This window comes from Leisingera sp. ABM4_060 (assembly GCF_056158765.1).
Map to the genome: position 1 here is coordinate 1,724,208 of NZ_JBSWTX010000001.1, position 14,534 is coordinate 1,738,741.

11 protein-coding genes and 3 tRNA genes are annotated in these 14,534 nt (G+C 63.4%); 12 read left to right on the top strand and 2 right to left on the bottom strand.

Going from position 1 to position 14,534, the window contains the following annotated elements:
- Positions 1–13: 13 nt before the first annotated feature.
- Entirely contained in the window at positions 14–1,801 is a 1,788-nt protein-coding gene (locus ACXAEH_RS08515) for a sensor domain-containing diguanylate cyclase (RefSeq protein ID WP_475032031.1), read from the top strand.
- Positions 1,802–1,873: 72 nt separating this feature from the next.
- Complete coding sequence (locus ACXAEH_RS08520) at positions 1,874–3,016, top strand: alpha-hydroxy acid oxidase (protein WP_475032032.1); 1,143 nt, start codon at positions 1,874–1,876, stop codon at positions 3,014–3,016.
- Positions 3,017–3,018: 2 nt separating this feature from the next.
- Here ACXAEH_RS08520 and ACXAEH_RS08525 read toward each other — a convergent pair whose 3' ends face one another.
- Positions 3,019–3,456 carry a BLUF domain-containing protein gene (locus ACXAEH_RS08525; protein WP_475032033.1) on the bottom strand — a complete coding sequence of 146 codons (438 nt, stop codon included), beginning with the start codon at positions 3,454–3,456 and terminating at the stop codon, positions 3,019–3,021.
- Positions 3,457–3,797: 341 nt separating this feature from the next.
- Here ACXAEH_RS08525 and ACXAEH_RS08530 point away from each other — a divergent pair, with 341 nt between their 5' ends.
- From ACXAEH_RS08530 to ACXAEH_RS08540, 3 genes are all read left to right on the top strand, one after another.
- On the top strand, positions 3,798–7,241 hold the full coding sequence (locus ACXAEH_RS08530; RefSeq protein WP_475032034.1) for a pyruvate carboxylase: 3,444 nt from the start codon (positions 3,798–3,800) through the stop codon (positions 7,239–7,241).
- A gap of 72 nt (positions 7,242–7,313) precedes the next feature.
- Positions 7,314–7,805 (top strand): DUF2314 domain-containing protein, encoded by a 492-nt coding sequence (locus ACXAEH_RS08535; RefSeq protein WP_475032035.1) that lies wholly within the window; start codon positions 7,314–7,316, stop codon positions 7,803–7,805.
- Positions 7,806–7,921: 116 nt separating this feature from the next.
- On the top strand, positions 7,922–9,496 hold the full coding sequence (locus tag ACXAEH_RS08540) for a hypothetical protein (protein ID WP_475032036.1): 1,575 nt from the start codon (positions 7,922–7,924) through the stop codon (positions 9,494–9,496).
- Positions 9,497–9,590: 94 nt separating this feature from the next.
- Here the strand turns inward: ACXAEH_RS08540 and ACXAEH_RS08545 are convergent, their stop codons facing one another.
- Positions 9,591–9,761 (bottom strand): hypothetical protein, encoded by a 171-nt coding sequence (locus ACXAEH_RS08545; RefSeq protein WP_475032037.1) that lies wholly within the window; start codon positions 9,759–9,761, stop codon positions 9,591–9,593.
- 157 nt (positions 9,762–9,918) lie between these two features.
- Here ACXAEH_RS08545 and ACXAEH_RS08550 point away from each other — a divergent pair.
- From ACXAEH_RS08550 to ACXAEH_RS08580, 7 genes are all read left to right on the top strand, one after another.
- Positions 9,919–9,993: transfer RNA gene (locus ACXAEH_RS08550), tRNA-Gly, on the top strand.
- 143 nt (positions 9,994–10,136) lie between these two features.
- Entirely contained in the window at positions 10,137–11,096 is a 960-nt protein-coding gene (locus tag ACXAEH_RS08555) for a DNA cytosine methyltransferase (protein WP_475032038.1), read from the top strand.
- A 144-nt stretch (positions 11,097–11,240) separates the two neighbouring features.
- Positions 11,241–12,143: a NaeI family type II restriction endonuclease gene (locus tag ACXAEH_RS08560; protein WP_475032039.1), complete on the top strand. Its 903-nt coding sequence runs from the start codon at positions 11,241–11,243 to the stop codon at positions 12,141–12,143.
- Positions 12,128–12,541: a very short patch repair endonuclease gene (locus tag ACXAEH_RS08565; protein WP_475032040.1), complete on the top strand. Its 414-nt coding sequence runs from the start codon at positions 12,128–12,130 to the stop codon at positions 12,539–12,541. The genes ACXAEH_RS08560 and ACXAEH_RS08565 overlap by 16 nt, the downstream gene beginning before the upstream one ends.
- An 89-nt stretch (positions 12,542–12,630) precedes the next feature.
- Positions 12,631–12,705, top strand: a tRNA-Gly gene (locus tag ACXAEH_RS08570).
- Positions 12,706–12,861: 156 nt separating this feature from the next.
- Positions 12,862–12,936, top strand: a tRNA-Gly gene (locus ACXAEH_RS08575).
- 165 nt (positions 12,937–13,101) lie between these two features.
- A complete protein-coding gene (locus ACXAEH_RS08580) occupies positions 13,102–14,454 on the top strand; it encodes an aminotransferase (RefSeq protein WP_475032041.1) in 1,353 nt (450 codons plus the stop codon).
- Positions 14,455–14,534: the final 80 nt, after the last annotated feature.

Genomic DNA, 14,534 nt, shown 5'->3' on the forward strand with positions numbered 1-14,534 from the left:
GCAGGCACCCCGCATGACCCCAGGCCTCAGGTCCACCATCGCAGACAAGATCCGCAGCATGACATTGATCTTCGTGCTGATCATTGCCGCGGCCGCCTCTGGCTGGGCGGTTTTTGCCGTGCCGGAGCCGATCGTCGACCGGATGCTGGAGGCGGATATCCGCAAACAGGCGGAGCATTGGCAGCGGCGGGTGATGCTGCATATGAAACATGGCGAAGAATCGTTCGAAACCGGCGCCATTGAGCCTGAGGATGCCCGCGAGCTTGCCCTGGTGCCCGAGGAATCGGACGTGTTCCGGTTCCGTCTTCTGACCAGCGCGGGAGAGGTGTTCTGGTCCACGCGCTATGACGAGATCGGCGAGTTCGACAGCAATGAATTCTTCTCGACCCAGGTGGCGCGCGGGCATGTTTATTACATGCATGAAACGCTCCCCGCCTATGACGTCGACGGGTTTCCCCTGCAAAGCAGCGGGTTTGACAGCACCCTGACCCGGGAGGTGGCGCGGGTCTATATGCCGCTGATGCACAACGGGCATTTCGACGGGGCCATCGATTTTTACACGGACATCACCGATTTGCGGGAAACCTTCGTCGACAGGGCCCGCATATCGCTGGTGGTTCTGACGTCGGTCGCGATGCTGGCGATGGCGATTGCGGTGCTGGTGGTGCTGCGGACCAACCGCATGCGGATGAACCAGCTGAAGGCGCGGGCGGCCAAGGACCAGGAGGTCATGGCCAGCCAGATGCAGCTGGCGCGCGAGGTCAAGCTTTTGGGCGAGTTGAACGAATGGCTGCAGTCCTGCCGCACGCTGGACGAGCTGTTCAAGATGGTGTCGGAATTCATGAGCCACCTGCTGCCGGATGCGGAAGGCAGCATCTATGTGTTCTCCAACTCCCGCGATGTGCTGGACGGCTGCGTCAGCTGGAACGGCGGCGAGATGAAGGACCATATCCAGCCGGACGAGTGCTGGGGGCTGCGCCGCGGCCGCACCTATGAATACGGCGCCTCGGAGGTGGAGTTCACCTGCAACCACGCTGCCCCGCATGACGGGCGGTCCTATTTCTGCTTCCCGATCCTGGCCCATGGCGAAACGGTCGGGCTGATGCATCTGCGGGCACGGCCGGCGCGGGCCGGGGATTTTGCCACCTGCAAGCCGCTGGCGCAGATGTGCGCCGAGCAGATCAGCATGGCGATTGCCAATGTGCGGATGCGCGACCAGCTGCATGAGCAGTCGGTGCGCGACCCGCTGACCGGGCTGTTCAACCGCCGCCACATGAACGACAGCCTGCGCAAGTTCCTCAACAACAGCGAGCTGAACTGCAACCGGCTGAGCGTGGTTGCCATCGACGTCGACCACTTCAAGAAATTCAACGACAATCACGGCCATGACGCCGGCGACATGGTGCTGCGCGCGGTCAGCACCGCGCTGGAGCAGGCCTGCGACGGCGACGAGGTTGCCTGCCGGCCCGGCGGCGAGGAGTTCACCCTGATCCTGCCGGGCATCACGCCGGAGGATGCGCTGACCCGGGCTGAACTGCTGCGCCAGTCGATTGAGGAAGTGACCGTGCGTTACGGCGAAAAGAACCTGCCGGGCATCACCATCTCGGCCGGGGTGGCGCATTACCCGGCGCATGGGCTGCTGCCGCAGGATCTGCTGCGGGTCGCGGATGAGGCGCTGTATGCGGCCAAGGCCAAGGGGCGCAACCAGGTCTGCGTGGCCAGCCGCGGCAAGGACCGCGGCGGTGCGGAGGATAGCAGCGCACCCCAGGCGGCCCCGCAGGACCGGCGCGCGGCCGGGTAAGGCCCGGGCGCATGGGCCGCTAACACTGCGCGGGGGCTGGACATTTGCCGCCCTGCCCGCCCAAATGCGCGGATGGATCTGCATCAGCGCTACCCCGGTCTCGACGATCTGAAACGCCGCGCCAAGGCGCGGCTGCCGCAGTTTGTCTGGGATTACCTGGACAGCGGCACCGGGGCGGAGGCGGCCCGGGCGCGCAACCGCGCAGGCCTGGACCGGATCGGCCTGCTGCCGTCGGTCCTGCATGGCGAGATGGCGCCTGAGCTGGCGTGCAGCTTCCTGGGCAGCCGCCACGCCCTGCCCTTCGGCATCGCGCCGGTGGGCATGTCCGGGCTGATCTGGCCGGATGCCGAAGCCATCCTGGCCCGCAGTGCCGCCGCAGCAGGCATCCCCTTCTGCCTCTCGACCGTCGCCAGCCAGGCGCCCGAGGACCTGGCACCGCACCTGGGCAAAGACGCCTGGTTCCAGCTGTACCCGCCCAAGGACGAAGGGATGCGCGCCGATCTGCTGGCGCGGGCCCGGGATGCCGGGTTCAGGACACTGGTGCTGACGGTGGATGTGCCGGCTGCCTCGCGCCGGGAGCGGCAAACGCGGTCCGGCCTCACCCAGCCGCCGCGCCTGACCCCGCGGCTGCTGGCGCAGATCGCCCGGCGCCCGGCCTGGGCGCTGGGGATGGCACGGCAAGGAATGCCGCGGATGCGCACGCTGGACAAATACCTGACTGCGCCGCAGGCCAACCTGCCGCCCACCGCCCACATCGGCTATCTGCTGCGCACCTCGCCCGATTGGACCTATGTGGAGTGGCTGCGCCGGAACTGGGAGGGCCGCTTCATTGTCAAAGGCGTGCTGCGCGCAGAGGATGCCCGCAGGCTGCAGGAGACCGGCGCGGATGCCATCTGGGTCTCCAACCATGGCGGCCGCCAGTTCGACGGCTGCCCGGCGGCAATTGACCTGCTGCCGGAAATCCGCGCGGCGGCGGACCTGCCGCTGGTGTTCGACAGCGGCATCGAGGGCGGGCTGGATATTCTGCGGGCGCTGGCGCTGGGAGCGGATTTCATCATGCTGGGCCGCGCCTTCCATTATGCGCTGGCTGCCCTGGGCGCAGCCGGCCCGGCGCATCTGTGCGGCATGCTGGCCAAGGACATGCAGGCCAACATGAGCCAGCTGGGCACTGCGGACCTGGCCGCCTTGCGCGAACTGACACCGCGCAGCGTCTAGGCTCAGGCAGTCCGCTCAAGCCGGTCGAAGGCCGCGAGAAAGTCGCGCACCACCTGCCGCACTGTGGATTCATCCCCGCGGTCGGGGCTGTTGATCGGGATCAGGTCCTGCAGCGAGAACACGTGCTTGCGCGCCGGCTCCGGCAGGGTTTGCGGCTCTGAAAACGCCATCCGCCAGGCCGGGAAAGCGCGGGCGCCGGCCGGTTCACTGACCAAAACCCGGATATTGCCGTGCCGCTTGTCGGACTGGATCCGCTGGAAAATGGCGGCCAGCGCCTGGGCTGGCCCCTCGATCACCTGCAGGAACCATCCCTTGTGGCCCACCAGGATTCCGGTGAGGTCTGCGGCCTGGTTGGAGGCCTGGGCGCGTTCGACAATTCTGGCCAGCTCCGGGCTGGACATGGGGCGGGCGGCCTGGCTCACATAGATAATACGGTGCATTCAAGGTCTCCTTTGCAACTGCCCCGGGCGGCGGCCGGGCAAACGGACATCTTTCAGCCTGTTCCTAAGGATAGCAGCGCGGGCGCCATACGGCCTGATGGCAAAAGAATAGCCCCGCGCGCATCGGTTCAGGCAAAGCGCCCCGGGGGCCGGAAGCGGCGGAAGTCAAAGCAATAAAATTTCGTTACGGATGGCCGAAAATCCCGCCCGGACCCGTAACAAAAAGCCGAAAACAGGCCGCATGAGAGCGCAATCATGCCGGTTCTACCCAGAACTACGGTTGTCTCTGCCGTTATTATCCGCCTAACACTGCACCAACTTGCACGGACCCCGAGGGTGAAATGACCGACTTCAAAAAGATCCTGATTGCCAACCGAGGTGAGATTGCGATCCGCGTGATGCGCGCTGCCAACGAAATGGGCAAACGCACCGTCGCCGTCTATGCCGAGGAAGACAAGCTCGGCCTGCACCGGTTCAAGGCGGATGAAGCCTACCGGATCGGCGAAGGCATGGGGCCTGTTGCGGCCTATCTGTCGATCGACGAAATCATCCGCGTCGCATTGGAAAGCGGCGCCGATGCGATCCACCCCGGTTACGGCCTGCTGTCCGAAAACCCGGACTTTGTCGATGCTTGCGCGCGCAACGGCATCACCTTCATCGGCCCCAAGGCGGAAACCATGCGGGCGCTTGGCGACAAGGCCTCGGCGCGGAAAGTGGCGATTGCGGCCGGCGTGCCGGTGATCCCGGCCACCGAGGTGCTGGGCGACGACATGGAGGCGATCCGCAAGGAAGCCGCCGAAATCGGCTACCCCTTGATGCTGAAAGCCTCCTGGGGCGGCGGCGGCCGCGGCATGCGCCCGATCCTGGGCGAAGACGAGGTTGAGGAGAAGGTTCTGGAAGGCCGCCGCGAGGCGGAAGCCGCCTTTGGCAACGGCGAGGGTTATCTGGAAAAGATGATCACCCGTGCCCGCCACGTCGAGGTGCAGATCCTGGGCGACAAGCACGGCGAGATCTATCACCTGTGGGAGCGTGACTGCTCGGTTCAACGCCGCAACCAGAAAGTGGTTGAGCGCGCCCCTGCCCCCTATCTGAGCGAAGAGCAGCGGGCCGAGCTGTGCGACCTGGGCCGCAAGATCTGCCAGCATGTGAACTATGAATGCGCGGGCACCGTCGAATTCCTGATGGATATGGAATCGGGCAAGTTCTACTTCATCGAAGTGAACCCGCGGGTGCAGGTGGAGCATACCGTGACCGAAGAGGTCACCGGCATCGACATCGTGCAGGCGCAGATCCTGATCGCCGAGGGCAAACCGATTGCCGAAGCCACCGGCAAAGCCAGCCAGGCCGACATCCGCCTCAATGGCCACGCGCTGCAGACGCGTGTCACCACCGAGGATCCGCTGAACAACTTCATCCCGGATTACGGCCGCATCACTGCCTACCGCTCGGCCACCGGCATGGGCATCCGCCTGGACGGCGGCACCGCATATGCGGGCGGCGTGATCACCCGGTATTATGACTCGCTGCTGACCAAAGTGACCGCCTGGGCGCCGACGCCCGAGAAGGCGATTGCCCGCATGGACCGCGCGCTGCGCGAATTCCGGGTGCGCGGTGTCAGCACCAACATCGCGTTCGTTGAGAACCTGCTGAAGCACCCGACCTTCCTGTCGAATGAATACACTACCAAATTCATCGACGAGACCCCGGACCTGTTCAGCTTCAAGAAACGCCGCGACCGCGGCACCAAGGTGCTGACCTATATCGCCGACATCACCGTGAACGGCCATCCGGAGACCGAAGGCCGCGCAGCCCCCGCTGCCGACCTGAAAGAGCCGCGCGCGCCGCACGCGGAGCCGGGCAACCTGCCCTATGGCACCCGCAATCTGCTGGAGCAGAAGGGCGCACAGGCTGTTGCCGACTGGATGAAGGCGCAGCGCCAGCTGCTGCTGACCGACACCACCATGCGCGACGGCCACCAGTCGCTGCTGGCCACCCGGATGCGCTCGATCGACATGATCAAGGTGGCGCCGGCCTATGCCCAGCATCTGAACCAGCTGTTCTCGGTTGAATGCTGGGGCGGTGCGACGTTCGATGTGGCCTACCGCTTCCTGCAGGAATGCCCCTGGCAGCGCCTGCGCGACCTGCGCGAGCGGATGCCGAACCTGATGACCCAGATGCTGCTGCGCGCCTCTAACGGGGTGGGCTACACCAACTATCCGGACAATGTGGTGCAGGAGTTCGTGCGCCAGGCGGCAGAGACTGGTGTTGATGTGTTCCGCGTCTTCAACTCGCTGAACTGGGTCGAGAACATGCGCGTCGCCATGGATGCGGTGGTCGAGAGCGGCAAGGTCTGCGAAGGCACCGTCTGCTATACCGGCGACATCCTGGATCCGAACCGCTCCAAGTACGACCTGAAATATTATGTCGGCATGGCCAAGGAAATGGAGGCCGCTGGCGCCCATATCCTGGGTCTGAAGGACATGGCGGGCCTGCTGAAGCCGGCCTCAGCGCGGGTGCTGATCAAGGCGCTGAAGGAAGAGGTCGGCCTGCCGGTCCACTTCCACACCCATGACACCTCCGGCATTGCCGGCGCCACCATCCTGGCCGCCGCGGATGCGGGTGTCGACGCAGTGGATGCGGCGATGGACGCCTTCTCGGGCGGCACCTCGCAGCCCTGCCTGGGCTCGATCGTCGAGGGCCTGCGCAACACCGACCGCGACACTGGTATCGACATCGCCAAGGTGCGCGAGATCTCCGGCTACTGGGAGCAGGTGCGCGGCCAGTATGCGGCCTTTGAATCGGGCCTCGCAGCCCCGGCTTCGGAGGTTTACCTGCACGAGATGCCGGGCGGCCAGTTCACCAACCTGAAGGCGCAGGCGCGCTCGCTAGGTCTGGAAGAGAAATGGGCCGATGTGGCGCAGACCTATGCGGATGTGAACCAGATGTTCGGCGATATCGTCAAGGTGACGCCATCGTCCAAAGTGGTTGGCGACATGGCGCTGATGATGGTCAGCCAGGGCCTGACCCGCGATGAGGTGGAAAACCCGGAAACCGACGTGGCCTTCCCGGACTCGGTTGTCGACATGATGCGCGGCAACCTGGGCCAGCCTCCGGGCGGCTTCCCGGAAGGGATCGTCTCCAAGGTGCTGAAAGGTGAAGCCCCGAATGTCGAGCGCCCCGGCGCCCATCTGGAGCCGGTCGACCTGGAAGCGGTGCGCGCGGAGCTCAGCAAAGAACTGGAAGGCTTTGCCGTCGATGACGAGGATCTGAACGGCTATCTGATGTATCCGAAGGTGTTCCTGGATTACATGGGCCGTCACCGCCAGTACGGCCCGGTGCGCAGCTTGCCGACCAAGACCTTCTTCTACGGCATGGAGCCGGGTGACGAGATCACCGCTGAGATCGACCCGGGCAAGACCCTGGAAATCCGCCTGCAGGCGGTGGGCGAGACCGACGAGAAGGGCGAAGTGAAGGTCTTCTTCGAGCTGAACGGCCAGCCCCGCGTGATCCGGGTGCCGAACCGCCTGGTCAAGGCCTCGACCCAAGCCAACCCCAAGGCGGAAGCGGGCAACGCAAACCACGTCGGCGCGCCGATGCCGGGTGTGGTGGCAAGCGTGGCGGTTCAGGCAGGCCAGCAGGTGCATGAAGGCGACATGCTGCTGACCATCGAAGCGATGAAGATGGAAACCGGCATCCACGCCGAGCGCGACGCGGTGGTCAAGGCCGTCCACGTCACCGCAGGCGGCCAGATCGACGCCAAGGACCTGCTGATCGAGCTGGAATAAGCCAGCGGATCAGCATTAAAGTTCAAGCTGCGGCCAGCCTTTGGCCGCAGCTTTTCTTTTTGGGAGTTTCAAATGATTAAGCCATTGCTTTTGTCGGCCGCTCTGGCCCTTGGCGCGACCGCTGCTGCAGCCGGTGATCCGGTCATTCAATTCGAAACGAGCGATGCGGAAATGAATGCCGCTATCGCCTCGGCCCAGGGCTCTATGGACTCCTTCTTTGCCCATGTCCTCGACAGCCAAGGCAAGGCGGCCGGCGGCGCCATGGTCAAGGTGGCGCTGAAAACCAGCTATGGTCACGAGAACATTTGGGTGGACCAAATTACCCTTGCAGCAGATGGCGGGATGACCGGCAGACTGGCTAATGAACCCAATGATCTCCCTGGCAAGCACTTTGGCGATATTGTGAATTTCGACCGGACAGACCTGCGCGATTGGAGCCTGTTTACCGGCTCGGAGCTGTACGGCAATTTCACCACCCGGGTGATGGTGCCGCATTTGGACGAGGAAAACCGGGCACAGATGGAACAGTTGCTGTCGAAGCATCCCCTGCCGGCGGGCTGGTAAGCTGAACCGCGCCTGCGCCGGCTTCCGGCCTGCCGGAGCATTTTATTATCCTTAAACTTGACCTGCAGGCCCGGCGCTCCAAAACTCAAAGCAGTTGATTTGTTTTGAGGTTTCTGATGGCTGTTCCCAAGCTCTCTGCCCCTGTGGGGCAATCCCCGCGTGAAAGTGAAGGCAAACCGGTCAAGAACAACGGCGACGACGTGCTCTTGGTGCGCCGGATGCTGGAGGCCAACAAGATCGGCCCGCTGGGCACCTCCAAGAAGGTTGACGCGGGGCTTTTGAAGGCAATCGGGACTTATCAGAAGAAGATCGGGTTCAAACGTCCTGATCAGGTGGTGGACCCGGGCGGCCGCACCGTCACCGCGCTGCTGCCCAAGTTCAAGGCGCAGGTGGCGGCAGAGGAGAAAGCCGCCAAGGAGCCCAAGCTGGAGGTGACCTTCCGCGGCAAGAAGATCCTGGTCACCCAGAAGGAATACGACAAGCTGAAGGCGGAGGTGATCAAGAACCTGACGCCCTACATGAAGTCGCTGATCAAGAACCAGAAATCCTGCCTGGAAACCTATCAGAGCTATCTCGACACCGCGATGATCAAGGACGGGGTGCTGAACGCGGTGGCGCAGGCGATCATCATCAAGGCGGGATCGGTCAAGATGCCCGACAACAAGCTGGCGACCCGCTCAATCAGCGCGGCGGGCAAGCTGGAGCGGGCGATGTCGTCGAAGGATCTGAAGCTGATCGACGAGGCGCTGCCGGCAGCGGAGAAGGCGATCAATGCGTTCAGCGACGATCTGTTGCGGTTTTTGAAGGAATTCACCGGCTCGGCTCAGACCACCGGCACGGTGCTGATGGTCAGCTCAGCCGTGTGCTTTGCAGTGGTGGGGGCGCTGGCGACGCCGGTGCTGGTCACGGGCGCGGGCATGAGCGTGGGAACGGCCACGGTTGTATCGGGCGCCGGCGTCGGCGTGCTGCAAAGCGCCAGCCAGGAGCTGGGCAAACACGCCAGCGGCCAGAAGGTGACGGTGTGGTCCTCGGTCCAGTCTATCGTGATCGACGGCACCATCGGCGGGCTGACCGCCGGCATCGGCAGCAAGATCCCGCTGGGGTTCTGCGATGACATGGCCAAGGCGGTGGCGCCGCGGCTCGCGTCCAAGGTGCCGTTCATGGCAACCAAGGAGCTGGAGAAATTCATCGCCAACTACATCGCGGGCTCCGGCCAGGAGGTGATCAAATCGGCGATTGGCGAGGCCATCAAGGTGGTGGGCAAGATCGCCAAATCGGGCAAGGCGCCAACCGAGAAGGATTTCAACGACGCGGTTCAAAGCGTGCTGTACTCGGCGCTGCTGGGCGGGCTGGTCAAGAATCTGGGCGGGTTCCAGAAGAAATGGGCCTATAAGAACAAGGACATGCTGCAAGGCAAGATCCTTCCCGACCGCTTTGCCAAACTGGCCAAGGACAACAAGATTCCCAATACGCTGAAGGCGAAACTGTGGGCGGAAGTGTCCAACAAGGTCAGCGACGAGATGCTGAAGGCGGGCTATGGCGCGGTGATCAGTGCGGCGTCGGGCAAGGAGAGCGAGAGCCAGCTGACCGACATGGCGGCCAAGGCGGTGGAGAAGGACAAGAAGCTGCAGAAGCTGGTCGATGCCGAGATGCTGAAAGCGATGAAGAAGCTGAAGATCGAAGCGAAATAGGCGCGGGCTGCGAGGAAACGGAATTCGGCGCGAACTCCGTCCCGGAAAACACATGTTTTCCGAGCCGTTTTCTTTGCAAGAAAACGGCGCAGCCTCAGACCGGGCGCCCAGGCACATGCGGCAGTTTTGCGGTTTCCACCTGCACCGGCTTGATGTCTTCGATCCGGCCGGTCCGCTCGCCCTGCTGCGGGGCGGCCTGCAGGGCCATCCCCAAGGCAATTGCCGCGCTGAGACCGCCAATCCGGGCACCGTCTTTCAATTGCATCCCGCCAATCCTCTGATTGCAAATCCGGCTGTTCGGGGATGAAACGCCCCCGCCCGGACATTCCGTCGCGGCGTTGACAGATTTTTTGCCGATCGCATGATTTTCCGCTTGCAGCCTGCGCTCCGAGACCCTATTCCACCGCTCACCGGATGGCAGCGCGGGCGTAGCTCAGGGGTAGAGCATTACCTTGCCAAGGTAAGGGTTGTGAGTTCGAATCTCATCGCCCGCTCCATCGGAAAACGAACAGGCCGTCCCTCGGGGCGGCCTTTCGCTTTTCAGCATTTACGCATAGTCTGGCCGGGGCGGAAATCCTTGTGCGGAATCACCTTACCGCTTAGGAACAGAGCAAGAACGCGAACGGACGGGCAGAGCAGAATGCTGACATCGGTAGAACTATGCGCAGGTGCGGGCGGCCAGGCCCTTGGGCTGGAAAAGGCAGGCTTTGACCACACGGCGCTGGTGGAGATCGACAAGCATTGCTGTGCCACCCTGCGCCACAACCGCCCCCAGTGGAACGTGCTGGAAGAGGACGTGCGCAAGTTCAAGGAGGTTGCGGGCGATTACAAAGGCATCGACCTGCTGGCAGGCGGCCTGCCCTGCCCGCCGTTTTCGGTGGCCGGCAAGCAACTGGGCGAGAAGGACGAGCGCAACCTGTTCGACGACGCGATCGGGATCGTTGATGCCACCCGCCCCCGCGCGGTGATGATCGAAAACGTGCGCGGGTTTCTGGATGCGGTGTTCTCCGACTACCGGGAAAAACTTAAGAAGCAGCTGGCGAAACTGGGGTACGAGACCGACTGGCGGCTGCTGAATGCCTCTGACTTTGGCGTGCCGCAGCTGCGGCCGCGGGTGGCGATTGTCGCTCTGCGCAAGGAATTCGCCGGGCAGTTCAACTGGCCCGAGCCGCTGCCGCATAACCCGCCGACTGTTGGCGCCACGCTGATCGATCTGATGAAGGAGCGCGGCTGGCGCGGGGCGGAGGATTGGGCCGCCAAGGCAGATGAAATTGCTCCGACCATCGTTGGCGGCTCCAAGAAACATGGCGGGCCGGATCTGGGCCCGACCCGGGCGCGGCGCGCCTGGGCGGCGCTGGGGGTCGAGGGGCGCACCATCGCGAATGAGGCACCGGACCCGTTCCACAACGACATGCCGCGGCTGACGGTGCGGATGGTGGCGCGTATTCAGGGCTTTCCGGATGAGTGGCATTTCACCGGCGCCAAGACCAATGCTTACCGCCAGGTCGGCAACGCCTTCCCGCCGCCGGTGGCAGAGGCGGTGGCGCGGGAGCTGAAGGCAGCGATTGCCAAGCCGAACCTGCATGCTGTGCGGGCGTAAAGCCTCCCCCCTGTCAACACCCCCTTCCATGACACACGGAGGGCAGCGCGCAACCGCGGGCGGAAGCGTAGCGCCCGCCCGTGGGGGCGGTTGGGCGCTGCCCGGCCTGTCGGCCGGGCGGGACATCCAACGAAGTTCCTCTCTATGAAACAAAAGCTCCCAGACAGCCTGGTCCTGCCGGGCCATCCCGACTTCGGCCTCCTGTTCCCGCTGGTAGAGGAGATCACCACCCGTGCGGGCGGCGCCTTGGCGCTGGAATACGATGTGCCGCAGATGCTGCGCCAGTGCATCGACGATGTGATCATGACACCCAAGACCGGCCGGCGTGCTTATGAGGAATTGGAGAAGACCGAGAAGACCTATATCGGCACAAGGGTCGAGATTGAGCTGCGGGCGCTCTTGAAACTCCGCAAGGGGCGGTTGGATACCGAAATCCTGGGCCAGGATGTCGACATCAAACACACCATGGGCACCAACTGGATGATCCCGACCGAGGCGATTGACTGCGCCTGCCTGCTGGTCGCCGCCGATGAGGTCCGGGCGCGCTGCTACCTCGGCCTGATCATCGCACGGCCCGAATACCTGACACACGGCCAGAACAAGGATGCCAAGCGCAGTATCTCCGCCGAGGGGTTCCGGCATATCCTGTGGCTGCTGAAAGACCAGCCCTACCCCGCCAATTTCTGGCGCACGGCGGATGAGGCCGCGGTGGAGCAGATCTTTGCGGGAGAGACCGGCAACGAGAGGATGGCGCGGCTGTTCCGGCTGATCCAGGGCCGCCCGGTGCCGCGCGACGTGGTGGAGGCGGTGGCCCAGCAGAAGGACTTCATGCGCCGGATCCGCGCCGACGGCGGCCATGGCACCCGGGACATTCTGGCGCGCGAGCGGATCGTGCTGCTGGAGGGCCAGAAGGATGCCCAGCTGATCAAGGCACTGGAGCTGCCGCCCTGCCCGGCCAGCGCCTTCATTTCCTGCCGGATTGAAAGCAGCTACCATGCCCGCATGGTGGAACAATCCAGGCATCACGTGGAATGGCCGACAGCCTGACACCTGAACAGCGCAGCGCCAATATGGCCAAGATCCGCGCCAAGCATACCAAGCCGGAAATGCTGGTGCGGCGGATGGTGCATGGAATGGGCTACCGCTACCGGCTGCACCGCAAGGACCTGCCCGGCAAGCCGGACCTGGTGTTCGGGCCGCGGCGCAAGGTGATCTTTGTGCATGGCTGCTTCTGGCATCTGCACGACTGCCGCGACGGGCGCATCCCCGCCTCGCGACGGGACTATTGGGAACCCAAGCTGCTGCGCAATGTGGAACGCGACGCCGAGCATCTGGCCGCGCTGGAAGGTGCAGGGTGGCAGGTGCTGACCGTCTGGGAATGCGAGACCAAGGATGCGGAGGCGCTGGAGGCGCGGCTGCGCACCTTCCTGAGCAAGCAAAATTAGGTTTATCCACAGATACTTGAGCGGGCTTTCATTTTTCCGCTTGCAGGCCTTCGGGGAAAGCCCTACATACCGGCTCATCGAATGGCAGCGCGGGCGTAGCTCAGGGGTAGAGCATTACCTTGCCAAGGTAAGGGTTGTGAGTTCGAATCTCATCGCCCGCTCCATTCGAAACCGAAAAGGCCGCCCTTTGGGGCGGCTTTTTAGTTTTCAGGCCGCCGCCGGACCGCCTCCGGACCCTCGGCATTTTCTTTACCTTCCTGTCATTTTCCGCTTGCGGTGCAGCCCCGGATTTCCTATTCACCGCCTCACCGGATGGCAGCGCGGGCGTAGCTCAGGGGTAGAGCATTACCTTGCCAAGGTAAGGGTTGTGAGTTCGAATCTCATCGCCCGCTCCATTCGAAACCGAAAAAGCCGCCCTCCGGGGCGGCTTTTCGCTTTTTCAGCTTCCCCAATCTAATTTGATCAAATTCCTTTTGACCTGCGATGCAAAGCCGGCCAATGCTACCGGAAAAGGCGCCCCTTAGGTCATTTGAGGGGCGGTTCGCGCAAGGAGTTTGGCCATGGCCCCAGTCATCTATCCCACCACCAATTTCACCGCGACCGAGCAGCTGTGCCTGGACCGCGGCGAAGGCATCTATGTCTATGACACCGACGGCAACAAATACATCGAAGGGCTGGCGGGCCTGTGGTGCACCTCGCTGGGCTATAGCAATACCGAGGTGATGGATGCGATCACTGAGCAGCTGCACAGGCTGCCGTTCTCGCACACTTTCGGCGGCAAGACCCATGAGCCGATCATGGCATTGGCCGACAAGCTGAAGGCGATGGTGCCGGTAGAGGATGCCTATATCTTTTTTGGCAACTCCGGCTCGGACGCCAACGACACCCACTACAAAATGCTGCGCTATTACTTCAACGCCATCGGCAAGCCGGAGAAGCGCAAGATCATCACCCGCGAGCGCGGCTATCACGGGGTGACGGTGGCGGCAGGCTCGCTGACCTCCCTGCCCGCCAACCTCGCGCATTTCGATGCACCGCTGGAGGCGCTGTCGATCCTGCGTTCGGATTCGCCGCACTATTACACCGCGCGTCAGGGCAATGAGACTGAGGAGCAATTTGTCGACCGGATCATCAACAATCTGGAACAGCAGATTCTGGCGGAGGACCCCGATACCATCGCCGCGATGATTGTCGAACCGATCACCGGCGCGTCCGGTGTGATCGTGCCGCCGGAGGGCTATTACGAGAAGCTGCAGGCGCTGCTGCGCAAGCATGGCATCCTGGTCTGGGCCGATGAGGTGATTTGCGGCTTTGGCCGTACCGGCGCGGACTTCGGCTGCACCACCATGGGCATCAAGCCGGACCTTATGACATTCGCCAAGCAACTGAGCTCGGCCTATTTCCCGATCTCCGCTTCCGTCATTCCGGGGTACATGTATGAGGCGATGATCGACCAGACCAACGAGGTCGGCGTGTTCGGCCACGGCTACACCTACTCAGGCCATCCGGCGGCCTGTGCAGCGGCGCTGAAAACGCTGGAGATCTACGAGCGCGACAACCTGTTTGAGCATGCCGCGGAAGTGGGCGCGCACATGCAGGCGCAGTTGCGGGAGATTTTCACCGATCACCCGCTGGTCGGCGAAGTGCGCGGCAAAGGCCTGATTGCGGCGCTGGAGCTGGTGTCGAACAAGACCACCGGTGCCAGCTTCGACAAGGGCATCGCCGGCGCAACGGCGCAGAAAGCTTGCGAGGCAAACGGCCTGATCATCCGGGCGGTGGCCGGCAATGCGGTGGCGCTGTGCCCGCCGATCATCATCACCAAGGATGAGGTGGACGACATGCTGTCACGGATGAAGGCGGCCATCGACGCCGCCTATGCGGACCTCAAGGACAAGGGTCTGGTGGCCGCCTGAAGCAAACAAGTTTCCGTGAAACGCCCCGGTTCCGCCGGGGCGTTGACCTTTAAGCGGCTGAAACCAAAGCACTAAAGGCG